We start from the raw sequence: 22,818 nt of genomic DNA on the forward strand, positions 1-22,818 counted from the left end.
TAACTATGGAGTTATGAATTTGAGTGAGCCAACACCTGACCTTCTGTTTAGGACACTGGCCGACCCGACCCGGCGGGCGTTGTTCGAACGGCTCTGCCGCGAAGGCGAACTGACGGTGCGGGTGTTGACTGACCAGGCCGGTGTCTCCCAGCCCGCGGTTTCAAAGCATCTTGGCGTCCTGAAGGAGGCCGGGCTGGTCACGGACCGGCATGAAGGGCGGCAGTCGCACTATAGCGCCAGGCCTGGAGCACTTGCGCCGCTGGTCGACTGGACACAGCGCATGAACGTGTTCTGGGAGCGCCGGTTCGACGATCTGGAAGACCTTTTGAGAAGAATGGATCAATGAGTTTCTCGGACGAAGATACCCTTGCTGTTGTCGTGGAACGGGAAGTTCCCTTTCCTGCAGAAAAGATCTGGCGTGCGCTGACCCAGCCCCACCTGATCGAGGAATGGCTCATGAAGAATGCCTTCAAACCGGTTGTCGGTCACCGTTTCAACCTGAGTGCCGACTGGGGAGTGGTTGATTGCGAAGTCCAGTCGATCGAGCCGCATAAAACGCTCGCCTACAGCTGGGATACCAAGGACCTTCGAAGCACGGTGACCTGGACTTTGACCCCAACGGAAAACGGCACCCTGCTGCGCATGGAGCAAATCGGCTTCACGCAGGAACAGTTGCCCTACTTTCGCGGTGCAAGCGCCGCCTGGCCCCGCTTCATGGATGCGCTGGAAAGCGTTGTTACGCGGCTGGACGATGCCGACGACGCTTCGTGAAAACCACAAGGGAGATGACCATGGACAATCAAGTGTCCCCCGCGCAGCAGATCGACGCGAGGATCGCAGAACTCGACGACTGGCGTGGACGAACACTGGCACGGGTGCGCGCTATCATCCACGAGGCGGTCCCGGATGTCGAGGAAACCTGGAAATGGCGCGGTGTTCCCGTCTGGGAAAAGGACGGCATCATCTGCACCGGCGAGACCTACAAGAAAGCCGTGAAGCTGACCTTTGCCAAGGGCGCCTCGCTCGATGATCCGGCAGGTCTCTTCAATTCCAGTCTGGACGGCAACGTGCGCCGGGCGATCGACCTGTTCGAAGATGTAGACATCGATGAAGCGGCGCTGAAAGCCCTCGTTTGTGCGGCCGCAGAGCAGAATGCCGCCGCCATGACCGCCAGGAAAACGCGTAGGAAATCGGCCCAGGGCTGACATTCCGCCACGCGGCGGACTGAGCTTGCACCACCAACCTTCAAGAACCCATTGCTGACGGATCTTTCCGGCAGGCGGGATCTTGCGTCGTGATCAACGGGAGCAAACCATGAATTGGAACAAGATCATCCGACAGCTGCACCGATGGCTGTCCATAGCCTTCACGCTGGCTGTCCTCGTCAATCTGGCCGCCATGAGCCAGACCGAACCGGCACTCTGGGTCGGATTGCTGGCGCTGGTGCCATTGATCTTTTTGCTCGTATCGGGGCTTTACCTTTTTGCGCTGCCTTATGCCGAAAGGTGGCGCCGGCAGGCACGATAACGGGCAGTCGATCGGAGGATTGCCCGAATTCGGCTTCAAGGCGCCGTTGGCCGTCAGGCCAACGGCATCGTCGTGCCCTAACCAGGAAACTTTATCGTGAAATAGGGGGCAGGGGCGTTTTCCCCCGGCGCAATCAACCCTGGAACGGGATTGTCATCCGGTGTCAGGGACTGAAGGTAGCTCGCAAGCGCTTCGGCGTCCTGCGTGGTTAGTTCGGCGTAGGCAGGCCAGGGCATAACGGGAATGAGCAACCGTCCGTCTGGTCGAACGCCGGTCGTCAGGGCCGCTACGATTTCTTCCGTACTCCAGGATCCTGCACCACCATTGGCTGGCGTGAGGTTTGGGCCCCAGACAATACCTGCCTGCGGAATTTCAAAGCCGACATTGCCGCCGATGAGTCCGGCTTCCGGCATCGGCGCGCCGTTCGGTCCGCGCGGACTATGACAATCGGCGCAAGCCATGATCCGGGCAAGATAGGCTCCGCGTGCTGCCTTGTTCTCATCCGCGGACGCGGATCCTGAAAAGGCCGCGAGAATGCCAAAAGCCAGAACGGTTCTCTGGAAGACAAAGGAGATCATTGCCGTCTCCTAAGCCGCAGCCTGACCTGGAAGCATTTCCAGGCCGTAGTCGGGAGCAAGTTCCATGAACCGTTCTGCTCCTTCCGTGCCGGCTTCGGCAGCGCGTGCGAACATCGTTTCGAAACCGCCAGGCGTAACGGTGACATCGAGCCAGCCCTCGACATCGCCGACATTGCGGAACGCATGCGGGACGCCGCGAGGCAGGACGACAACATCACCTGGATGGACGTCGAAGACTTTCTCGGCGCACCAGATGCGGAAATGCCCTTCACGGACATTGAACATCTCGTCTTCCTTGTGATGGATGTGCAGGGGTACACCTTCTCCGGGTGGAACGATTTCCTCAAAAAAGCCAAGCCGTCCGCCGGTGTCGGCACTCCGCACCCTGATGCGGCGAAAGCCGAGGATTTCGTTTTCGCAGGCGTCCTCATGCACCGCGATCGCGGCCGTATTGAAAATTGCTGTCATTATGGGTCTCCTCAAGCCGCTAACTGCGGCGAGTGCAAAAAATACGACTTTCCCGAAATTGCAGAAGTGGCGATACTCCGAACAGTTTGTCCGGTTTTGCAGGACGTTCGCATGGCGCTTTTCGATGCAATTGAGATCTTCGCCCGCGTGGTTGAGGCCGGAAACATCACCCGGGCCGCCGAGCAGCTCGGCTTGTCCAAATCCCGTGTCAGCGAATGTGTCATTGCCCTGGAGAAACGTCTGGGGGTACGCCTGCTTGACCGGACCACCCGTCACGTTTCTCCGACCGAAGCCGGTGTGATCTTCTACCAGCGCTGTACCCGTGCACTGGAGGAGGCGCACGCGGGAGTAACTGAAGTAATGGCGCATCAGGAAACCCCGGTGGGTCACATGCGGATCGGTGCACCTGAGGCCTTTGCTGACCGGTTTATCATTCCGGCACTCGGGTCATTTCTTGCAGAGAATCCGCAAGTGACGGCAGAAATCGTTGAGGACATGCGCATGGTCAACCTCGTTGAGCAGCGTCTCGACCTGTCGATAAGGATCGTGCGTGAACCGGAACCTGCGACAATTGTCCGTAAACTCGGCACGTCGGAGATCCTCATCTGTGCCGCACCGGACTACATCGCGAGGCAGGGAGTGCCGCAACATCCTGTCGATATTCCGGACCACAAGTGCATCGGGTTCGCTGCACTTTACTGGGCACGGGAATGGCCGTTCCTGTCACCACAGAAACACACCGTTTCACTGTCTCCCGTGATGATTTGCAACAGCACGGCATCGCTAAGGGCCGCGGTTGTGTCGGGAATCGGCCTGGCGGCTCTACCCCGTTGGGCGGTTGCCCGTGAGCTGAATGAGGGTGCCCTTGTCAGGGTGATGCGGGACTGGACACTACCTGAAAGCGGCATCTATGCCGTCTATCCATCAAACCGACTGGTGACGGCGAAGGTGCGCCGCTTTGTCGATCACCTGGCGCCGATCCTGCGCCACAGTTTAAGAGACATGCCGGACATGGACGTATCGCATAATGGATGTCCCGCAGATGGCACTCATGCAATGACGGATGGTTTGCGCCCCGACGAACAGGCCGCCAGTCTGTTTTGAGCTGAGTTCATAATCGATCGGTAGTCGGGCGGCTGACAGGCGCTGCTTGGCTGTTAACGGCGCTGACAAGTACTCTGTTCAGCAGGAGTTTTATCGCAAAAAAAGACGTCCGGAAATTGAAATCCAAGCGAGATTGGGAAACGGGTTTCGTAAATTTTTCGTAAAAAATCCCGATGTATTCCCCAGATGGGGAATAGGAGATGTGCCGTAAGGGCATATGATCACTTTGGCTTCATCGCGACAGCAGGGCTGTTTCAACCTGAAGGTCGTGCTGGAGGTCTGCAGTGTATTTGCCGGTTGCCTTCTCGAGAGGTGAGCGGTCCTCGAAATTCGTTTCGAGTGTTTTGAAAAAACATTGATATTTTCGTTAGGGAGCCGGGTCCGATCGAATCATCCCGCTGCAGTCCGCTGCAGAGATCCGGTACGTATCCGGCTCCCATATTTCCCATCGTCTTGCAGCCGTCATCATCCGGTCGAGTGCCTGTTGTGCGCCTATTGGCTCGCGAACAGGAGAGCACTGCCCGCAACAACGCCCGCTGCGCCTACCCACGCACCAAGAGCCGGGGCTTCCCTGGTGCGCCACCACATCATCGGCAGCATAAGGACGGGTGTCGTCGCTGACAGGGTCGCCACGATGCCGACTTCTCCGCCGGACAGCGCGAACAGGATCAGCGTCATGCCCAGGCCCATGCCGAACAGGCCGGAGACGGCAATCAGACCAACCACCGGAAACGTGAAATTTCCCGCCGGTTTGACCCATCTGACCGGAAGTCGCGTCAGGAGCAGCAACCCGAGTGCTGCAACGCCGACACGAATGCTGGACGCGGCGACAGGGTCGGCGCCGGTTTCCATGATCGGGCGGGCAATCAGGGACCCGACCGATTGGGACAGCGCCGCTGCAAGGCCGAGAAGCACGCCAATCCAGACCGGACCCTTGATGTTTTCCCATTTGTGAAGCTGGGATTTGCGCTTGCCGAAACGGATGGCCAGCAGGACACCCAGAAATGTAAGACCTATGCCGACCATCTGGGTGGCGGTCAGATCCTCGTTCAGCAGCAGCCAGCCGAGGATCGCCGACATTGGGGCATTCAGCGAGAACAGCATTGCGGTCCTGCGCGGGCCCATGCGGTTCAACGTCAGGAAAAGGGCGGTATCTCCAAGAAAGATGCCGACGAACCCGGACACGACCAGAGGCAGCATCTGTGCCTCTCCAATGGAGCTCCAACCCGTGGTCAGGAATACCCAGATGCTCAGCATCATCGCCACCAGCACCATGCGGGTGCAGTTGAAGGCAATCGCGCCCAGATGCTGGGCGGGGCCCGTGGACAGCAGTCCGGTCAGTGCCCACAAAGCAGCCGCGCCGAGAGCTGCGGCCTCATAGAGATACATCGGTTCAGTTCCGTTAGAGGTCTTCCTCCGGGCCGAGCAAGTTGCCGGTCCAGGCGGTTTCGAAGAAAGCGACTTCCAGTTTGCTCATCTGGCGGAAGAGATCCGCAACACGCGCTTGCTCGGCTTCCGTGAGCGTGGGGCCGATCCGATCCATTTCGGCCCGGATCCAGTTCACGAAGGCCTCGAAGTCGGGCACGGCGTGAAGATCAATCCATTCCGCGAGATAAAAGGCATCGGGGCGCGGTTTTCCGGCTTCGCGTTGTCCCCAGGTGAGATAGCACCATTCGGCGCACAGCAGACAGGCAAGCCCGTCGGCGTAGCTGCCTTGTCCGGAGGATTCCAGCAGGAGCTGCGAGAACGCGCGGGTCACCGGACCCTGAGCCGCGGTTTCATAGACATGCGGTGCTACGCCGAGGGTTTCGAACGAGCGCAGGAAATAGTCGTTTTCGTCCGACGTCAGCAGGGCCAGGAAACCTGAAAGCCTTGACTTGGCGGGCATGCCGGGGGCCTTGGCGACGAGATATCCCAGGGTGGAAGCGAGATCGGTGACAAAGGTGTAGTCCTCGATCAGATAGCGCACATAGGCGGCTTCGGGCATGGTGCCGTCACCAATCGCAACGGTGAAGGCGTGGCTGGTGGCATCGCTCCAATAGGGCTCTGCGCGGGCGGCAAGCCAATCGGTAAAAGATCCGTCGGGAGAGCGATCAAGGAAGTCGGTGAACGACCCGTCAAATTCGGATGGCATGGGAACGAAACTCGTTGGCGTCCTTGGCGAGAGCCGAGGAAAAGGGAAGACAGAGGTGATGCGGTTTTCCAAGCCTGTCAACACCAAAACCCGTTGGCAGCCGGCAACATGTTCTGGTTCATGGGGCTGAGCTGAGCGCTCTTGCCCATTCGTCTTCACAGCGCCTTGCCCTTCCTCAGGATAAGGACGTGGGAAACGTGGCTCGGTGGAGTGAGATGAACGGTGCTTGCAGGATTTTCGGCAAGGAAGTTCCCGCTCGTCATCATTGTCGCCTTGCTGTGTCCGGGCGACGGCCGACGGGCGTTAAAAAAACGGGCGCCCGAGGCGCCCGTTTGAACTGTCGATCAGGCCGCGGCCTTTTTCGGGGTAATCAGGCCGCGGTTGACGAGAACCTCGGCGATCTGGACGGTGTTGAGCGCCGCGCCCTTGCGCAGATTGTCGGATACGACCCAGATGTTGAGGCCGTTTTCAACGGTCGCATCCTCGCGGATGCGGGAGATGTAGGTCGCATCTTCGCCGGCGCTTTCATAAGGCGTGATGTAGCCGCCGTCTTCCTGCTTGTCGATGACGAGGCAGCCGGGAGCTTCGCGCAGGATGTTGCGGGCTTCTTCAGCGGTGATCTCGTTTTCGAACTCGATGTTGACGCTTTCCGAATGGCCGATGAACACCGGCACGCGAACCGCGGTGCAGGTCACCTTGATGGCCGGATCGAGCATCTTCTTGGTTTCCGCCAGCACCTTCCATTCTTCCTTGGTGTAGCCGTCTTCCATGAAGCTGTCGATGTGCGGGATCACGTTGAAGGCGATGCGCTTGGTGAACTTGCTCGGTTCGATCGGGTCGTTCACGAAGACCGCACGTGTCTGGTTGAACAGCTCTTCCATCGCTTCCTTGCCACCGCCGGAAACCGACTGATAGGTGGAAACGACGACGCGCTTGATCTTGGCATGATCATGCAGCGGCTTCAGCGCCACAACCAGCTGGGCGGTGGAGCAGTTCGGATTGGCAATGATGTTCTTCTTGGTGAAACCGGTAATGGCATCGGCATTCACTTCCGGTACGATCAGCGGCACGTCGGCGTCGTAGCGCCATGCGGAAGAGTTATCGATGACGATACAACCTTTTGCACCGATCTTCGGGGACCATTCCTTGGACACAGTGCCACCCGCAGACATCAGGCAGATGTCGGTGTCGGAGAAATCGTAGTTCTCCATGGCCTGAACCTTCAGCGTCTTGTCACCGAAGGAAACTTCGGTGCCCTGAGACCGGCGGGAGGCGAGGGCGACGACTTCGTCTGCCGGAAAGCCGCGCTCAGCGAGGATGTCCAGCATCTCGCGTCCGACATTGCCGGTGGCGCCTGCAATTGCGATCTTGAAACCCATCTTTGACTAGTCCTTGTCCGTCTCCCCGCTTCGCCAGCCGCCCGGTTCTGGATGGGCGTGGCCGGCTCCCGGCGCCTCCCATCCCCGGGGAGGCGGGATGAGCGGCACCGTCAAGCGGTGGTCTTGGTGGTCTTGGTAGTGCGTTTAAGAGCGGTTGCGGCAGCCGTCCGCGGCTCGCCGCGCATGAACATAGCGCTGGCAAGGGCCTGGGACATCATATCCAGAATGTCGGCTTTCAGCCGGGTCATCGGGGCTCGCAATCGTCAATACTTGAGACGGCGGTGTTTTTGCCCGGAAATTCCCGGGAGTCAACAAGGAATAGGCCGTGTTGCCAGCTTAGTGAACGAAATGATGCCGTCCGGGAACAGCCGCATGGCTCCCGACCCGGCAATTTCGCCGTAAGAAACCCTCCGGCATCACGGCATCGCGGCGTGGCTCTGCCTGTCCTTTGCAGGTCAGGCAGCGAACAGCCGCCCCGGTCCGCGACCGGTTGTCGGCAGATCCGCCAGATGCATCATGTGCCAGGCAAGCGCCAGGTTGGAGCTGATGACAGGTTTGCCCAGACGCCTTTCGCAGGCCTCAATGACAGGCAGCGTGCGCAAGTTGGTGCAGGAGGCAAAGACGGCTTCTATCTCAGGATCCCTGCCGACCTCGCAGATTGCCTCTTCAACGGACTGCAGGCTGATCCTTGCAACCACCGCTTCTTCCGCCTGCCCGAAGGAACCGACCCTTGCGGGCGCCACGCCATTGTTTTCCAGAAGACCGCAGAGTGCGTTGGAGACTTCCTCCACATAGGGCGAGACAATGGCGATCCGCGAGACGCCAAGTCGTGCAAGCGCTGCGATGACCGCACGCGCCGGGTCTGTCACCTTTGCGTCCGGGTGGGCGACCTGGATCGCACCGGCGACCTCATCCGACCCGATCACCGTTGCACCGGAGGTGCAGGCATAGGCGATGACGTCGAGCGGGCGCGTTCCCGGCAGAAGGGCGGCCGTGTCGGTCAGACGGGCCTTCATCTGCATGAGTTTTTCAGAGGTGACTTCGGAAGCGCTCTCGATCCGGGTGTGAAGCAGCGAGACGCCCTCCTGATGAAAGAGGGGCCGGAACTCGCACTCGATGGTTTCGTCAACCGACAACAGGATCAGGCCGAAAGCGGCTCTTGTGGCAGATCCTGTATCGCAGTCGAAGGACAGTTCCATAGCGCTGTTCCCGGTGTTTCATGTGGCGATTACAGGAATGTCCGGCGTTGCACGCCGGGTCAGAAACTCAGGTGCTCCGTCTCGAATGACGATGTTTTCTTCGTGAACCATCATCCTGCCCCGACCGAGCGAGAGGCTCGGCTCCAGGGTCAGCACCATGTTCTCGCGCAGCTGGGTTTGGTCGAAGCCGGTCAGGCTGGGTGCCTCGGTAAGCTGCATGCCGAGCCCGTGACCGAGCCTGCCCACGTCTCCTTCGCCCTGATCCAGAACCCCGGCCATGGCCTGGAAGAGATCGGCACAGGTCCGGCCTGGGCGGGCGATGGTGGCAGCCGCTTCAACCGCCCGGACCAGCGTTTCATGAGCGGATCTGACAGCATCGCTGGCCTTGCCGATCGCAAAATTGCGGTCAAAATCGCAGAAATAGCCGTTTTTGGTCGCGCCGGTATCAAGCATCAGGATGTCACCATCCTGAAGCGGCCGGGTGGTGGGCGGTGAAATGACATCGCCGTAGCCGTCCTGTCCTGCCCCGCCGACCAGATAAGGCACGTCATCTGCGCCTTGCCTCAGGAGCTCGATGCGGAAGGACCGGAAAACCTCGTTGAGCGGTTGGCCTGCGTGGAAAAGCTCCGGTGCTCTGGCGAAGGCTGCCGAACCAATGCTGCAGATCTCGCGAAGGAGAGTGATTTCTCGTTCCGACTTCACCATCCTGAGGCTCTGGATCAGGTCGGTTCCGTCGACATATTCGGCACTGCCGGTAAGATCCTGCAGCCGCTGAAAATCGCGAAGCGGCATGCGTAGCGCGCTTTCCCGGCCCATTGGCATGGCGATTTTCGGGAACCCCTTGAGGGTATCGGCCAGCAGGGTGATGCCGTCATCAACCGGGTGCGGGGCGGAAAACGTCCGGATGTCGTCGATCCACGTTGCGGCCATCAAATGCGCGCCGATCTGCGGAATGACCGCAATCGGCTTGCCGTCCACCGGCACCACGAGAAACCAGGGCCGGGTCGGGCTTTGCCAGAACAGGGTCCGGAAGCCGGTGAAATACCTCATTTCGGCTTCCGTCGTGAAGAACAGCGCGTCGACGCCTTGACCACGCATGGCCTGCTGGGCGGCTTGCGTGCGGGCGGCAAATTCGCTTTCGGGAAAGACCTGCTCAGACATCCTCCGGCCCTTCGGAGAGATAAACAAGCACCCGCGCCTCCGGGCCAAGGGCAAGGGTCTGGGCTTCGTTTGCCGCGTGACGAACAGCGGCGATGCCGGCAGCGCCGGACGGCGTTGTCGCGATGCCGTTTTCACCCAGCCATTCGACCGTTTCTGCCGCCTCGTGATCGGAAATGGTTACGAAGACATCGGCTTCCCGAGCAAGGTACTTCAGCGCCAGATGAGAGGGTTCCTTGCAGTCGAGCCGGCCCATGTTCGACACCGGGCCGGGAGCCGTGACTGGTTCGCCGGCTTCAATGCTGGCAAGTAGGGCCGGGGCATTTTCAGGTTCCACCACAACGATGGTCACTGCCTTGCCCCAGGTCAGGCGGGCACCAACGGCGCAAGCCGCGGCAAGGCCGCCGACACCTGCTTGGAGGAAGACATGTGTAGGCGGTGTTTCGATCTGCCGGGCAATTTCCGCGGCCATCACCAGATAGCCTTCCATGACGTCGTGTCCGGGGCCGGTCATGCCCGGCCAGGTGCTGTCCGGCAGCAAAGTCCAGCCTTCGGCGTCAGCTCGTCTTTGCGCTTCTGCCATACTGTCTTCATAGGTGGCTCCGGCCCGGACAACCTCGGCTCCTCTTGCCCTGAGGCGGGCCTCGAAGGCATCGGGCACGGTTTCCGCCACGAAGACGGCGGCCATGGCACCAAAGAGCGGAGCGCCGGCTGCAAGCGACATGCCGTGGTTTCCCGCGCTTGCACAGACAAAGGTCATTCCGTTCAGGGCGGATGCGTGCGAAGGAGCCAGCCCGTCCCGGACACGTTGGTCAGCCAGTTTGGCAATCGCATAGGCCGCACCGAGCGCCTTGAAGCTGCCAAGGCCCATGCGCTGACGTTCGTCCTTCAGGGTCAGGCTCTCGATTGCAAGACCGGCTGCGAGATCCGTCGGGGTCAGTAGCGGGGTTTCATCTGCGCGCGGGCATTTTCGAAAGAGGCTTTCTGCCCGGTCCACATCCTGCGAGACGGCTCCCTCCGCAAGTCCGCAATGTTCCGGAAGGCCTTTGCCGAGAAAAGGGTTTTTCAGTGTTTTCATGGTCGGTCCCGCACGGTTTCCCAGGCAGGTCAGCAGCTCTGACGGTCGGTTGCAAGCGTCTTGCGGAAAATGACGGTTCCGAACCAGAGGAGGCCGTCTGCGCGATGTGGCGACCGACCGCGAAAAAGACTTGCCTACTGTTGAAGAATCGAAATATCATGAATTATGGATATGAAAGATGCCTTGAGCGCTTTCGGAGCGCTCAGCCAGAAAACCAGACTGGAAGTCTTCCAGCTGCTGATCCGGGCTGGTGAAGAAGGAATGACCGCCGGCGAGATCGGCGAGGCTCTGGACGTTCGGCAGAATACGATGTCGGCGAACCTGGCCGTCTTGCTTCAGTCCGGGCTGGTGCGCAACGAACGCGAAGGCCGGTCGATCCGGTACTTCGCGGACCTGGACGGAATACGCGAGTTGTTGACGTTCCTGATGGCCGACTGCTGTGGCGGTCATCCGGAGCTTTGTGCGCAGGTTATCGAGACGATTGCCTGCGGAGAGACCTGTTCATCGTAAGGGGGACCAGATGTCCGGCGATGTCTTTAATGTGCTGTTCCTGTGCACGGGCAATTCCGCCCGGTCGATCATGGCGGAAGCCATCTTGAATCGGGAGGGGCAAGGCCGGTTCAAGGCCTTTTCCGCCGGCTCGCAACCAGCCGGAGCCGTGCGCCCGGAGGCATTGGCGCTGCTGAGCAAGCTCAATCACAAGACGGACGGCCTGCGATCGAAGGACTGGGCCGAGTTTGCGGTGCCGGACGCGCCGGTCATGGATTTCGTTTTTACCGTCTGCGACAATGCGGCGAAGGAAACCTGTCCCGTCTGGCCGGGCCAGCCGATGTCTGCCCATTGGGGCCTGCCGGATCCGGCAGCCGTTACCGGAAGCGACAGCGAAAGAGCGGTCGCATTCAACGAGGCCTTCCGGATGCTCAGCAACCGGATATCGGTGTTCGTGAACCTGCCGATGTCTTCACTCGACCGGCTGTCCCTGAAGAAAAAACTCGATCAGATCGGCCAGTCCGCCGAGGAGCCAGTGTGAAGCTGCTCCGGCGGGCGGGTTTCAAGACACAATCGGATCAGGCGACTGCCTGGCCTTCGCGCCTTGTTCGCAGGGTCAGGAGGGAGATAACCAAGGCGATGAACGCGCAGGCGGCTACGGCGCTGACCAGCGGCAATGCGGTCCGGTCGAAGAACGGGCTGCAGATCAGGATCATCACACCACCGGCAACCATCTGAAAGGTGCCGCCGAGGGAAGAGGCCATGCCGGCATGTTCGCCATGTTCTTCCAGCGCCATGACCATGACCGGGGCGATGACCTGGCCAAGGCAGGTGTTGCCAATGAAGAACAGGCCCATCAGGACCGGCAGGTCGTCAATGCCGCTCCAGACCAGAATGACCAGGAGGGCGTTGGCCGCGGCAAAACCGCTGACTGCGACAAGTGCCACCCTGGCCATGCCGAAGCGCTCACCCAACGAAGCGGCGAACTGGGAGGATGCAAAGAAGCCGATCGCGTTCAACGCGAAGACAAGGCTGAAGGCCGTCGGCGTCAACTGGTACTGGGTCATGTAGACCAGAGGCGCGGCGGCGATGAAGACGAAGAAACTCGCCAGCGAGAAGCCCCCGATCAGCGTCAGCCCCATGAACCTGCTGTCGCGCAACAGATAGATGGCGCTGCGCAGCATCGCCGTCGGATCGATCTTGCCCCGGCGTTCGACCGGCAGCGTCTCGGGCAGCAAGAAGGCCATTTGCAGCATGGCGAGAAGAGAGATCACGCCCAGGGCCACAAAGATCAGTCGCCAGCTTCCGAACTGGATGATCAAGCTGCCGGCAAGCGGCGCCAGCATCGGGGAAACACTGAAGACCAGCATGACCAGCGCCATGAGCCGGGTAGCCCTGGGTCCGGTGTGAAGGTCCCGGACGACGGCGCGGACGATGACCATGGGCGCGCCTGCACCGAGTGCCTGCACGAAACGGCCGAGCGTCAATGCCGAGATGTCGACCGCAGTCGCACACATGACCGAGCCGATGAGAAACACGACGAGGCCGAGAAAGGCCGGTAACTTGCGGCCGAACCGGTCGGCCAACGGACCGTAGATCAGCTGGGCAAAGCCGAAGGCGATGAAATAGACCGTGAAGGTCATGTGGACCGCTGCGTCGTCCGTCTGCAAGGCCCGCACGATTTCCGGCATGGCGGGCAGATATAGGTCGATCGCAAATGGACCGACAGCAGCGAGAAGCCCCAGCACAATGGCGGAGCGGACAAAACCGATCTGCATTGGAAAATCCGATGAAAAATGCGCCGGAGGCACAAACGCGGGAAAGTATGGAAGGTGGAGGAAACGGCAAACGCCGAGACAGCCTTGATATGATGTAAGTGCTCGAAATGCAAATTCAAGGCAGGCCGGGTGTTGTCATGAAAGCTTCATGCAACTGTCACCGATATTGTAATCAGGACCACTAGCTTGCGCGCACCATCAACCCGATATTTTTGTGGGAGCGAGTGCAATGGCGGACCTTCGTGGGCGCTTTTTAAAAGGTGTCAGCCTCTCTGTTCTGTTTGGCCTTGGCGCCATGTCGGCAGCTCAGGCCGAGTATTTCGAGCGTATCAATACATTCCCGGTCTACAAGACCCTCCCGGAAGGTGTCGATCAGGCAACTGAAACCGTTGCCGAGATCATCTCAGCCACCAAGGATGGCCGCACACTCGTCTTCACCGACAGCCCGGGCGAAGCCATCGTCTTCGTCAATGCGGCCAACCCGCTGAACCTGCTGCCGATGGGCCGGACCGCCCTTGGTGGTGAGCCGACCTCCGTCACCGTGGGCAAAACTTTTGCCTATGCCGGCGTCAACACTTCCGAAGACTACGTCAACGCCTCCGGTCATCTGGCCGTGATTGCTCTCGACGGGCTCGGCATCACCGCGAAATGCGATGCCAAGGGGCAGCCGGACAGTATCGCCATTTCCCCGGACGGCAAGTTCGTTGCCATCGCCATCGAGAACGAGCGCGATGAAGACCTGAACGACGGCGTGATCCCGCAGATGCCTGCCGGCCATCTGGCGATCTTCGATCTGGACGAAAGCGGCGCGCCGACCAACTGCGATGCGGTCCGCATTGTCGACCTGACCGGTCTTGCCGAAATCGCGCCGACAGATCCTGAGCCGGAATTCGTTTCGATCAACTCCAGGAACCAGGTTGTCGTCACCCTGCAGGAAAACAACCACATTGCCGTGGTCGATCTGGTCTCCGGCGAGGTTGTCAGCCATTTCTCCGCCGGCACGTCGTCCGCCGAAAACATTCCGGTAATCAAGGCGCGCATGAGTGATGCCTCCGGGTCGATCGAAAACGTCAAGCGTGAACCGGATGCGGTTGCCTGGCTTGATGATGAGCGTTTCGTCACCGCGAACGAAGGCGACTACGAAGGCGGTTCCCGCGGCTTCACCATCTGGAACACCAAGGGCGAGGTCCTGTTCGACAGTGGCAACCAGATGGAGCATCTGGGCATGTCGTATGGCCATTATCCGGCCAAGCGGGCCGCCAAGAAAGGCACCGAGCCGGAAGGCGTGACCGTCGGCGAATTTGGCGGCGAGAAGCTGATCTTCGTCAATTCCGAGCGCGGCAACTTCGTCGCTGTCTACAAGGACACCGGTGCCGAGCCGGAATTCGTCCAGTTCCTGCCGACGCACGTCGGTCCGGAAGGCTCTCTGGCAATCCCGAGCCGCGACCTGTTCGTGGTGGCCAACGAGGTCGACAGTGCGGAAGACAACGTTCGTGCGCAGGTCTCCCTCTACAAGTTCGGTGCGGACGCCTCGTCCTATCCGATGGTTGCTTCCGACGTCGATCCGGAAAAGGGTGCGCCGATCGGTTGGGGCGCGCTGTCCGGTCTGGCAGCGGACCCGGCGGATGCCAACAAGCTCTATGCGGTCAGCGACAGCTTCTATGACGATGCCCGCATCTACACGCTGGATATCTCCTCCAAGCCGGCCAAGATTGTCGGCTATGCCACCGTTCAGGACGGCAAGCAGGCGAAACTGGACCTGGAAGGCATTTCCATTGCCAAGGATGGCGGCTTCTGGCTGGCTTCCGAGGGCAACCTGGACAAGGACCTGCAGCACCTGTTGCTGAAAGTCAGTGCCGACGGTCAGGTTGAGGAAGAAATCACACTTCCGGAAGAGCTGAACGTCCAGTCTGTCCGCTTCTCCTTCGAAGGCGTTGCCGAGTTCGAAATGGACGGCAAGACGCTGGTGGCCGTAGCCGTTCAGCGCGAATGGAAGGACGATCCGAAGGGCATGGTGAAGCTGGCGATCTATGATCCGGCCGAGAAGTCCTGGGGCTTCGTCCACTATCCGCTCGACAAGCCGAAGAGCGCAGCCGGTGGCTGGGTCGGCCTGTCTGAAATCGTCTCCATGGGCAACGGCAAGTTCGCCATTCTGGAGCGCGACAACAAGGGCGGTGAAGACGCAGCCATCAAGCAGATCACCACGATCTCCCTGGACGGCGTGACACCGGCTGCCTACGGGGCCGACCTGCCGGTCGTCGAGAAACATTATGCCATGGACATCCTGCCGGCGCTGGCAGAAGGCAAGGGCTGGGTTCTCGACAAGCCGGAAGGCCTGACAATCACCGCCGACGGCCGCCTGATCCTGGTGACCGACAATGATGGTGTCGACGATGCGCCCGGTGAAACGCAGCTGATCGACCTCGGCCCGGCAAGCCGCCTGAAATAAGGCGCTTCAAACAGTGTCGGAACCGATCAAGTAACCGATCCGGTCCCTGACGATTTTCGGAAAACCCCGCTTCGGCGGGGTTTTTTGTTTGGCTTTTACACTCTGCCCTTATCTTTCCAGCGGGTACATCTGCAGAAGGTATTGAACGTCCATTTCGTTCGCGAAGGCGGCTGGCCGCGACAGCAACAGGTCCCGGATGCAAGCGCGCCGCGCTTTCATGTCCTTTGAGGGGTATGCCTCTACGGATCTCATCTGCCTTGTCCAGGGTCTCGTTGGGTTTCGCAAAAATCGAAGCAGGCTGAAGCCGTGTCGCGAAGTGAGAGTTGCAGACATTTCCGATCCTCCTGCTTGTTTTCCTGCCTTTAAAATATCCTCGGCAACATTCGGCTGGTATCCGGCCCGGCGTTGTGTTGCTCTACATAAATGAAGAGCCGGATATCGAACTGGACAGATATCAAGGCATTCCTGGCCGTGTTCCGGGAAGGGTCAACTCTGGCGGCGTCACGCCGGCTCGGGGTCGCGCAGCCGACTGTCGCGCGACGGATCGAAGTGCTGGAACATGAACTGCACCTGTCTCTTTTCGACCGGGACACGCGTGGTTTTCGGCCGACCCGGCACGCGAGGGCGCTTTACCCGAAAGCCGAGGCCATTGAAGCAGCGATGACAGCGCTTGAAACCGAGGCGAACGGTCTCGCAACACCGCGCCCGATCCGCATCACCGCATATTCGGCAAATTTTTCACCACGGGCCAACAAGATCTTCAGCGATTTTTCTGCCCGGCATCCTCATGTCCGTCTGGAATTTATACCCACCCAACTCATGCTGGATCTTGAAAAAGGCGAAGCCGATATTGCACTGCGGCTGACCCGGAATTCGCCGTCGCAAGACCTTGTCTGCAGAAAGATCAGCACCGCCAGATATTCCCTGTTCGGGTCTCGCGACTATGCGAAGAAGCACGGCCTGCCCACATCGCCGGAAGATCTGTCCGGCCACACCTTCGTCACCTTCGAGCGTGACGATGTTCCAACGACCCTGCACGATTGGCTAGCCTGCCGCGTGAAGCGAGAGCAGATCCTTCTTTCGTTCAGTGAGTTTGAGCTGATGCATGCCGCGATAAGGTCAGGCGTCGGCCTGGGCCTCCTGAACCTGAAGCTCGTAGAGCAGGAGACCGACCTCGTGCGCTGCTTCGAACCGATCGATGAACTTGCAGCGGAGCATCTCATGCTGATTTCCAGCGAAGCTTACAAAAGGCCCGAAGTTCGGCAGTTCACGAAATTCTTCGCCCCGAGATATGCAGCGCTCTTCAAGCCGCACCCGTTACGATTTCCAACCTTGAACAGGAGAACGCGGGCACACTCGCTGCGTAATTCCTGGAGAAAGATCCTCCCAAGACCTGAGCGAAGGTCCGGCGGCTTTATGCGGCCGGGCCTTTTCTTTTTTGGAGTACCATTCTCAACCCCAGAGAGTTCGTTGTCGCCAGTGTGACAGGGCGGCAAGGCCGTGTAGCCCGATGAGGGCCGCCAGCAGAAGTGCTGCGGCATGGTGGAGATTTACCGGTGGCAATCCCGCAAGGGTCCCAAGGCCGGGGAATGTGCCGTCAGCGATCGTTCCCAGGGTGCCTGACAGCAGGATCATGCCAACCCCGCTGATAAGCAGCAGAAGCGGAACGAGGCGCAAGGCCACATGGACGCTCCTGCCGAGGACAGCCTGGACGCCGGGCTTGACGATGAAGACCGGGGCGGGGGTTCCGTTCATTATCCAGGTGATGGTGCGGACGAGAGCGAGACCTCCGGCCGACAAACCAAGCCCCAGATGGGTTTTCAAAAGGGTTACGGAAAACGTGTCGCTGTTCGTCATGGCGTAGCCTGTCGCCAGGGCGCCGATGGTCAGGGCAGCGATTGCCCAGTGCAGCAACCTAATGCCGGATGTGGGGGAAGACATCACTCGTCCTCCCGGATCACTGTGTAGAGCGCGGCATGAAAATCGATACCCTTGAACTCCGCGACGATGCCGCTTTTGCCAAGCTTCTGAATGGCGGACTGATAGGTCTCGGGACTTTCCCAAAGTGCGACGTTGACCAGCTGGAACTTCGCCTGCGGGGACAGGGACTGGTGCAGGCGGGTGGTGATGTAACCTGGCTGCTGTTTCAGGAAATCGCGTGCCTTTTCCCAGCCGCGAATGGCGTCGGCGAGGCGGTCTTGCGGAATTTCGAAGGAATTGATCAGCGTGATGGGGGCGTTGTCGGTGATTTCGCTCGCCATGGCGGTAACTCCGAGGTTTGTGGTCAATAGGGTGAGTGCTGCCAGGTGAACAGCACGCCGTGTCCAGGAGAATGTCATTTCGATTTCCTATTTATATAGCAAGCTATGTTTATTTATATAGGATGCTATCTATCGTATATGCAAGGTATGACCTTCGAAAAAGATTCCTCCGCCGGATATCTCGCGAACCACATGGCCCGGCTGTTTGCCGCGGGCCTTCATCGCCGCATCCGGCCGCTCGGCCTGTCGCCGGGCCAGTTTCCGGCGCTTGTTGCCCTATGGGCGAAGGAGGGGCGGACGCAAAAGGAACTCGTGCAATTGCTTGATATCGAGCAGGCGACACTGGCCAACACGCTGGCGCGGATGGAACGTGACAGCTTGATCACGCGCCGGGCGAGCGAGGAAGACGGACGGGTTCAGGAGATTTTCCTGACGGAAAAGGCACGGGTGCTGGAGAAGGAAGCCGTCGGCGCGGCGATTGCGCAGAATGCCGAGGCACTGGAAGGATTTTCGGAACAGGAAAAAACTCTGTTCCTGGATTTCATGCACAGGGCGATTGCGGCCATGCAGAAAGCCCAACGTGGCGGTAGCCGATGAGCGCAAGCTTGTTGGGCCTGTTCAGCGTGTCCTTTCTGGCCGCCACCTTGCTGCCTGCCCAATCCGAACTGGGCCTTTCCGGCTTGATCGCGCTTGGAACCGAACCGGTCGTTCTGCTGGTTGCCGCCGCAAGCCTTGGCAACACGCTCGGGTCGATGGTCAACTGGGGTCTTGGCAGAGCGGCCACCGCCTGGTCGACCGCCTCCTGGTTTCCGGTCAAACCCGACAAACTGGAAAAGGCAACAGGCTGGTATCACCGCTATGGTCGCTGGAGCCTGTTGCTGAGCTGGGCACCGATCATCGGCGATCCCCTGACGCTGGCAGCAGGTGTTCTGAAAGAGCCATTCTGGAGTTTTGCCCTGTTGGTCGCCATTGCAAAGACCGCTCGCTATGTCCTGGTTGCACTGATCACGTTGCAGGTCGTCTGAGTTTGCGGACCAGAAGGCGGAAAGTGCCCGGCTGTTTCCAGCCGGGCAGGTGACGCGGGTTCGGATCAGTCCCCGGCGCGATACTCGGGCGGTATCGTGAAGACTTCGTCGGCGCGGCCATAGCCGCCGTCCTTGACCTCTTCCACCAGAACCATGGTGTTGGGCCGCACGATCTCACCGAAAAAGGAAACCAGCAGGTCGGTGGTCTTGTGGATCAGCTCTTCCTTTTGCGCTGTGCTCAACGCGGCTTCGGGCAGTTTGTAATTTGCAAAGGGCATTACGATTCTCCTTGGGGTTTTGGTGTCAGTGTCTAGGTCCACACCCTAGATGATGCCGCCGTTGGCACGCAGAACCTGGCCATTCATCCAGTCCCCGTCCGGACTGGCCAGAAAGGCAGTGGTTGCAGCGATGTCCTCGGGAGTGCCGAGACGGCCAAGCGGGTTTGATTTCCGGATCGTTTCCACAAGCTCCGCCGGCTTGCCGGCAAGGAAAAAGTCAGTCTCAACCGGTCCGGGGGCGATCGCGTTGACCCGGATGCCACGCGGGCCAAGCTCCTTCGCCAGAACCCGGGTCATGGCTTCAACAGCGGCCTTGGTCGCGGCATAGAGGCCGTAGTTAGGCTGATAGAGGCCGACCACACTGGAGGAAATGCTGATGATACGGCCGCCGTCCGCGAGCCGGCTCGACGCGAGCCGCATGGCGCGGAAGACACCGCCGAGATTGACCGCACATTGTCTGTCGAAATCTTCGTCAGTTGCTTCGGCAATGGAGGCGTTGCGCATGGTGCCGGCATTGTTGACGAGTACACCCACAGGGCCGAAGGCCTTTTCTGCAGCTTCGAAGAGACGCTCGTGGGTAGCTGTCTCGGCAACGTCTCCCTGGATCGCGATTGCCTTGCCGCCCTGGTCTTCCAGGCTTCGGACAAGAGCGTCAGCTGCGGCTTCATCCTTGCCGTAATTGATCACCACCTGAAACCCGTCGCGCGAGAGCCTGCGGGCTATGGCTGCGCCTATGCCTTTGCTGGCGCCGGTGACGATGGCGGTGTCGAGATCTGGTGTCATGTAAGTCTCCTTCTCGTTGATCCTGAAGATAGCGAGGCGGAAACTCCGGATAATGATGCTTTAACTGAAAAGATAATCCGGATAATAAGAACAAATGTATGGCAAGTTCGACGCAATGCAGCTCTTTGTCCGGGTGGTCGAGCGCGGCAGCTTCACTGCTGCCGCGGCAGATCTGAACCTGCCACGGTCCACCGCCACGGATGTAATCCAGCGTCTTGAGCGTGATCTCGCCTGCCGGTTGCTGGAGCGAACCACACGCCATGTGATGCCGACGCCGGATGGCGAAGCCTATTACCGGCGATGCGTGTCAATCCTGGCGGAAGTGGAAGAAGCCGAGGGCGCGCTGCGCGGGCACGAGCCTGCCGGACAGTTGCGGGTCGATGTGCCGGGACGGCTGACCCGCACCTTCCTGTTGCCGCACCTGCCGGACTTCATGGCGCGTTATCCGAAAATCGACCTGCAGCTCGGCCAGGGCGAGCGCCTGGTGGATCTGGTCCGCGAGGGGGTTGATTGCGTGCTCCGTGCCGGTGTGCCGGACGACAGCGGCATGATCATGCGAAAGTTGACGGAGATCGCGGAGATTACATGTGCCAGCCCGGACTATCTGGCCAGGCACGGTACGCCGACAAGTCTTGAGGATCTGGAAGGGCACCTGATGGTCGGCTTCCTGTCGTCACGGACGAGCGCCGTCATGCCGCTTGACTTCCTGACGTCTGCCGGGGTGCGCGAAATAATGCTGCCCAGCCGGATTGTCGCAAACGATGCCGAAATGGTACACCAACTCGGGTGTCTTGGGTTCGGCCTGATCCAGGCGCCTCGCTACCGGCTTGCCGAAGATCTGGAAAGCGGTGCGCTGGTGCAGGTCCTGCCGGATTTGCCGCCGACCTCGTTGCCGTTGGCTGCGTTTTACCCCCAGAACCGCCAGCTTTCACCACGCGTTCGTGTCTTTGTCGAATGGGTGGCCGGTATCTTCGCCGCGGTGGATATATAGACCTCAGACCCTCTGGATCAGATCCCACTTGTTGCCGAACGGGTCCTGGAACACGGCGACCTTGCCATAGGTTTCGTGGCGTGGAGGCTCCAGGAACGTGATGCCGGCTGCGAGCATCGCCTGATGGTCGCGGTCGAAATCGTCGGTGTGCAGAAACAGGAACACGCGTCCACCGGTCTGGTTGCCGATGGCCGCTTGCTGGTTGTCTCCATCGGCCTGCGCCAGCAGGATACGGGTCTCGGAGCTGCCTTTGGGCGCGACCAGCACCCAGCGTTTGATGCCGCCAAGGGGTGTGTCTTCAATCAGGTCGAAGCCAAGCTTTTCGACATAAAAGGCAATGCCCTCATCGTAATCCGGCACGATAAGGGCAATCGCTCCAATTACCTGTTTCATTGAAGACGGGTTCCTACTGCGCGCGCCGATAGACGGACACGTTCGTGTAACTTGCAACATCCACCAGGTGGACAGTCTGGGTCACTGTCAACGTAGTGCCGTCATCAGACAGTTCCCGGTCGGCCTTCATGATGGTCAGGCCCCCGCGGCGGGCTTCGGAAATCAGGTTGCGGTCGCCCTTGAAGACGAGACGCATGGCGTCGACCAGGCCGCTTTTGCCAAGACGCACCTCAGGGCCGTCGGGCATTGCCTCGAAGGAGTCGTTGGTGACTTCGCCGTCGTCGGCCACCTGGTTCATGGTGAACACGGCAACACCGAAATTGTCTTCGATCTTCAGCGTGGCACTTCGAGGCGGTTCGCCCTGCTCGAAGTCGCTTTCCTCCGTGTCGAGGATCCAGGTGCCGAGAAAGGGAGCGAGTTTGTCTTCGATCATGGGGCCAGCGGTGTCTTGAAAATGGGAAAGCCGCCACCGGGATAACCGGTGACGGCTCTGCTTGCAAATGGCGATTGCCTGTCAGGCGCTCAGGGCGTCCAGTTCGGCAATGATGGCGTCGCCCATTTCCACGGTGGAAACGGTTGCCTGGCCAGGAGCTGCGATGTCCTTGGTACGCAGGCCCTTGTCGAGGGCGTTGGCGATGGCCTTGTCCAGCTTGTCGGCAGCCGCGACTTCCTCGAAGGAGTAGCGCAGCGCCATGCCAAAGCTGGCGATCATGGCGATCGGGTTGGCAGCGCCCGTGCCGGCAATGTCCGGAGCCGAACCATGGACAGGCTCATAAAGCGCCTTGCGCTTGCCGGTGACACCATCGGGTGCGCCGAGTGAAGCGGACGGAAGCATGCCGAGCGAACCGGTCAGCATGGCGGCAACGTCGGACAGCATGTCGCCGAAGAGGTTGTCCGTCACGATGACGTCGAACTGCTTCGGCCAGCGAACGAGCTGCATGCCACCGGCATCGGCCAGCATGTGCTCCAGCTGCACGTCCTCGTAGCCGTTCTTGTGAGTCTGGGTAACGACTTCGTTCCACAGAACACCGGATTTCATCACGTTCCGCTTTTCCATGGACGTGACCTTGTTGCCGCGCGTGCGCGCAAGCTCGAAGGCAACGCCGGAAATGCGTTCGATCTCGTAGGTGTCATAAACCTGCGTGTCGATGCCGCGCTTCTGACCGTTGCCGAGGTCGATGATTTCCTTCGGCTCACCAAAGTAGACGCCGCCGGTCAGCTCACGCACGATCAGGATGTCGAGGCCTTCGATCACGTCCTTTTTCAGCGAGGAGGCATCGGCAAGCGCCGGGTAGCAGATCGCCGGGCGCAGGTTGGCGAAAAGCTGCATGTCCTTGCGCAGACGCAGCAGGCCTGCTTCCGGGCGAACTTCATAAGGAACATCGTCCCACTTCGGGCCGCCGACGGCGCCGAAAATCACCGCGTCCGCAGCCATGGCCTTGGCCATGTCCTCTTCGGAGATCGACTGGCCATGGGCATCATAGGCGGAGCCGCCCACCAGGCCCTCGTCGGTTTCAAAGGACATGCCGCCCTTTTCGTTGAACCAGGCAATGACCTTTTTCACTTCCTGCATGATTTCCGGGCCAATGCCGTCACCCGGCAGAAGCAGAAGGTTTTGTGAAGCCATGGGTGTTCCATCCCGCATTTTGAGAAATCTGATCGCGATGGGTTAGCGCGTCGGCCGATGTCTTTCAAGATGAACCCAGTTGCGAAGAACTCAAGCAAGCCATGGGGAAAGGTCAAGAA

At 59.9% G+C, this 22,818-nt stretch carries 29 protein-coding genes; 12 read left to right on the forward strand and 17 right to left on the reverse strand.

The features are described from left to right. The first annotated feature begins 19 nt into the window (after positions 1-19). From ACYQ54_RS20810 to ACYQ54_RS20825, 4 genes are all read left to right on the forward strand, one after another. Complete coding sequence (locus ACYQ54_RS20810) at positions 20-346, forward strand: ArsR/SmtB family transcription factor (protein WP_460085922.1); 327 nt, start codon at positions 20-22, stop codon at positions 344-346. Next, positions 343-771 carry an SRPBCC family protein gene (locus tag ACYQ54_RS20815; RefSeq protein ID WP_460085924.1) on the forward strand — a complete coding sequence of 143 codons (429 nt, stop codon included), beginning with the start codon at positions 343-345 and terminating at the stop codon, positions 769-771. The genes ACYQ54_RS20810 and ACYQ54_RS20815 overlap by 4 nt, the downstream gene beginning before the upstream one ends. Before the next feature lie 20 nt (positions 772-791). Continuing rightward, positions 792-1,205, forward strand: coding sequence for a DUF1801 domain-containing protein (locus ACYQ54_RS20820; RefSeq protein WP_460085925.1), 414 nt, complete (start codon positions 792-794; stop codon positions 1,203-1,205). Positions 1,206-1,314: 109 nt separating this feature from the next. Further along, a complete protein-coding gene (locus tag ACYQ54_RS20825; RefSeq protein WP_460085926.1) occupies positions 1,315-1,527 on the forward strand; it encodes a hypothetical protein in 213 nt (70 codons plus the stop codon). Between the two features lie 77 nt (positions 1,528-1,604). Here the strand turns inward: ACYQ54_RS20825 and ACYQ54_RS20830 are convergent, their stop codons facing one another. Together ACYQ54_RS20830 and ACYQ54_RS20835 are read right to left on the reverse strand one after the other, a co-directional pair. Beyond that, positions 1,605-2,105: a c-type cytochrome gene (locus ACYQ54_RS20830; protein WP_460085928.1), complete on the reverse strand. Its 501-nt coding sequence runs from the start codon at positions 2,103-2,105 to the stop codon at positions 1,605-1,607. 9 nt (positions 2,106-2,114) lie between these two features. Then, positions 2,115-2,573 (reverse strand): cupin domain-containing protein, encoded by a 459-nt coding sequence (locus ACYQ54_RS20835; RefSeq protein WP_460085929.1) that lies wholly within the window; start codon positions 2,571-2,573, stop codon positions 2,115-2,117. Positions 2,574-2,684: 111 nt separating this feature from the next. Here ACYQ54_RS20835 and ACYQ54_RS20840 point away from each other — a divergent pair, with 111 nt between their 5' ends. Next, complete coding sequence (locus tag ACYQ54_RS20840) at positions 2,685-3,677, forward strand: LysR family transcriptional regulator (RefSeq protein WP_460085930.1); 993 nt, start codon at positions 2,685-2,687, stop codon at positions 3,675-3,677. 492 nt (positions 3,678-4,169) lie between these two features. On the opposite strand, the gene ACYQ54_RS20845 is transcribed toward ACYQ54_RS20840, so the two are convergent. From ACYQ54_RS20845 to ACYQ54_RS20875, 7 genes are all read right to left on the reverse strand, one after another. Continuing rightward, positions 4,170-5,066, reverse strand: a complete 897-nt coding sequence (locus ACYQ54_RS20845) for a DMT family transporter (RefSeq protein WP_460085931.1) — start codon at positions 5,064-5,066, stop codon at positions 4,170-4,172. 13 nt (positions 5,067-5,079) lie between these two features. Further along, positions 5,080-5,811, reverse strand: coding sequence for a TenA family protein (locus ACYQ54_RS20850; protein WP_460085933.1), 732 nt, complete (start codon positions 5,809-5,811; stop codon positions 5,080-5,082). 344 nt (positions 5,812-6,155) lie between these two features. Continuing rightward, the gene (locus ACYQ54_RS20855; protein ID WP_460085934.1) at positions 6,156-7,190 is read right to left on the reverse strand and encodes an aspartate-semialdehyde dehydrogenase; all 1,035 of its coding nucleotides are present in this window, start codon (positions 7,188-7,190) and stop codon (positions 6,156-6,158) included. Positions 7,191-7,300: 110 nt separating this feature from the next. Further along, positions 7,301-7,438 carry a hypothetical protein gene (locus tag ACYQ54_RS20860; RefSeq protein ID WP_460085936.1) on the reverse strand — a complete coding sequence of 46 codons (138 nt, stop codon included), beginning with the start codon at positions 7,436-7,438 and terminating at the stop codon, positions 7,301-7,303. Positions 7,439-7,645: 207 nt separating this feature from the next. Then, positions 7,646-8,389 carry a maleate cis-trans isomerase family protein gene (locus ACYQ54_RS20865; RefSeq protein ID WP_460085937.1) on the reverse strand — a complete coding sequence of 248 codons (744 nt, stop codon included), beginning with the start codon at positions 8,387-8,389 and terminating at the stop codon, positions 7,646-7,648. 18 nt (positions 8,390-8,407) lie between these two features. After that, entirely contained in the window at positions 8,408-9,550 is a 1,143-nt protein-coding gene (locus ACYQ54_RS20870) for a M24 family metallopeptidase (protein ID WP_460085938.1), read from the reverse strand. Beyond that, on the reverse strand, positions 9,543-10,625 hold the full coding sequence (locus ACYQ54_RS20875) for a pyridoxal-phosphate dependent enzyme (RefSeq protein ID WP_460085940.1): 1,083 nt from the start codon (positions 10,623-10,625) through the stop codon (positions 9,543-9,545). Before ACYQ54_RS20875 ends, ACYQ54_RS20870 begins: the two co-directional genes overlap by 8 nt. Positions 10,626-10,790: 165 nt before the next feature. On the opposite strand from ACYQ54_RS20875, the gene ACYQ54_RS20880 reads away from it, so the two are divergent. Beyond that, complete coding sequence (locus ACYQ54_RS20880) at positions 10,791-11,135, forward strand: ArsR/SmtB family transcription factor (RefSeq protein ID WP_460085941.1); 345 nt, start codon at positions 10,791-10,793, stop codon at positions 11,133-11,135. Positions 11,136-11,145: 10 nt separating this feature from the next. After that, positions 11,146-11,655, forward strand: a complete 510-nt coding sequence (locus ACYQ54_RS20885) for an arsenate reductase ArsC (RefSeq protein WP_460085943.1) — start codon at positions 11,146-11,148, stop codon at positions 11,653-11,655. Between the two features lie 37 nt (positions 11,656-11,692). On the opposite strand, the gene ACYQ54_RS20890 is transcribed toward ACYQ54_RS20885, so the two are convergent. Continuing rightward, positions 11,693-12,892, reverse strand: a complete 1,200-nt coding sequence (locus tag ACYQ54_RS20890; protein WP_460085944.1) for a multidrug effflux MFS transporter — start codon at positions 12,890-12,892, stop codon at positions 11,693-11,695. 229 nt (positions 12,893-13,121) lie between these two features. Between ACYQ54_RS20890 and ACYQ54_RS20895 the strand changes: the two genes are divergently transcribed. Continuing rightward, positions 13,122-15,341: an esterase-like activity of phytase family protein gene (locus ACYQ54_RS20895; protein WP_460085945.1), complete on the forward strand. Its 2,220-nt coding sequence runs from the start codon at positions 13,122-13,124 to the stop codon at positions 15,339-15,341. 423 nt (positions 15,342-15,764) lie between these two features. After that, a complete protein-coding gene (locus ACYQ54_RS20900) occupies positions 15,765-16,826 on the forward strand; it encodes a LysR family transcriptional regulator (protein WP_460085947.1) in 1,062 nt (353 codons plus the stop codon). Here the strand turns inward: ACYQ54_RS20900 and ACYQ54_RS20905 are convergent. Then, positions 16,794-17,282 carry a cytochrome b/b6 domain-containing protein gene (locus ACYQ54_RS20905; protein ID WP_460085948.1) on the reverse strand — a complete coding sequence of 163 codons (489 nt, stop codon included), beginning with the start codon at positions 17,280-17,282 and terminating at the stop codon, positions 16,794-16,796. The two genes, ACYQ54_RS20900 and ACYQ54_RS20905, sit on opposite strands and share 33 nt — an antisense overlap. Next, the gene (locus tag ACYQ54_RS20910) at positions 17,282-17,680 is read right to left on the reverse strand and encodes an antibiotic biosynthesis monooxygenase family protein (RefSeq protein ID WP_460085949.1); all 399 of its coding nucleotides are present in this window, start codon (positions 17,678-17,680) and stop codon (positions 17,282-17,284) included. Before ACYQ54_RS20910 ends, ACYQ54_RS20905 begins: the two co-directional genes overlap by 1 nt. A 60-nt stretch (positions 17,681-17,740) precedes the next feature. On the opposite strand from ACYQ54_RS20910, the gene ACYQ54_RS20915 reads away from it, so the two are divergent. Both ACYQ54_RS20915 and ACYQ54_RS20920 read left to right on the forward strand, forming a co-directional pair. Further along, positions 17,741-18,199: a MarR family winged helix-turn-helix transcriptional regulator gene (locus ACYQ54_RS20915; protein ID WP_460085950.1), complete on the forward strand. Its 459-nt coding sequence runs from the start codon at positions 17,741-17,743 to the stop codon at positions 18,197-18,199. Further along, positions 18,196-18,627: a YqaA family protein gene (locus tag ACYQ54_RS20920; protein WP_460085952.1), complete on the forward strand. Its 432-nt coding sequence runs from the start codon at positions 18,196-18,198 to the stop codon at positions 18,625-18,627. The genes ACYQ54_RS20915 and ACYQ54_RS20920 overlap by 4 nt, the downstream gene beginning before the upstream one ends. Positions 18,628-18,692: 65 nt before the next feature. Here the strand turns inward: ACYQ54_RS20920 and ACYQ54_RS20925 are convergent, their stop codons facing one another. Together ACYQ54_RS20925 and ACYQ54_RS20930 are read right to left on the reverse strand one after the other, a co-directional pair. Further along, entirely contained in the window at positions 18,693-18,905 is a 213-nt protein-coding gene (locus ACYQ54_RS20925; RefSeq protein WP_075283965.1) for a tautomerase family protein, read from the reverse strand. Between the two features lie 45 nt (positions 18,906-18,950). Then, positions 18,951-19,688 carry an SDR family oxidoreductase gene (locus ACYQ54_RS20930; RefSeq protein WP_460085953.1) on the reverse strand — a complete coding sequence of 246 codons (738 nt, stop codon included), beginning with the start codon at positions 19,686-19,688 and terminating at the stop codon, positions 18,951-18,953. A gap of 94 nt (positions 19,689-19,782) precedes the next feature. Between ACYQ54_RS20930 and ACYQ54_RS20935 the strand changes: the two genes are divergently transcribed. After that, the gene (locus tag ACYQ54_RS20935; RefSeq protein WP_460085955.1) at positions 19,783-20,679 is read left to right on the forward strand and encodes a LysR family transcriptional regulator; all 897 of its coding nucleotides are present in this window, start codon (positions 19,783-19,785) and stop codon (positions 20,677-20,679) included. Between the two features lie 3 nt (positions 20,680-20,682). On the opposite strand, the gene ACYQ54_RS20940 is transcribed toward ACYQ54_RS20935, so the two are convergent. The 3 genes from ACYQ54_RS20940 to leuB all read right to left on the reverse strand — a co-directional run bounded on the left by ACYQ54_RS20940 (position 20,683) and on the right by leuB (position 22,699). After that, on the reverse strand, positions 20,683-21,072 hold the full coding sequence (locus tag ACYQ54_RS20940; RefSeq protein ID WP_460085956.1) for a VOC family protein: 390 nt from the start codon (positions 21,070-21,072) through the stop codon (positions 20,683-20,685). Between the two features lie 13 nt (positions 21,073-21,085). Further along, a complete protein-coding gene (locus tag ACYQ54_RS20945) occupies positions 21,086-21,505 on the reverse strand; it encodes a hypothetical protein (protein ID WP_460085957.1) in 420 nt (139 codons plus the stop codon). A gap of 81 nt (positions 21,506-21,586) precedes the next feature. Next, positions 21,587-22,699 (reverse strand): 3-isopropylmalate dehydrogenase, encoded by a 1,113-nt coding sequence (gene leuB / locus ACYQ54_RS20950; RefSeq protein ID WP_062486691.1) that lies wholly within the window; start codon positions 22,697-22,699, stop codon positions 21,587-21,589. Between the last annotated feature and the right edge of the window lie 119 nt (positions 22,700-22,818).

It is taken from the genome of Roseibium sp. LAB1, from assembly GCF_054658235.1.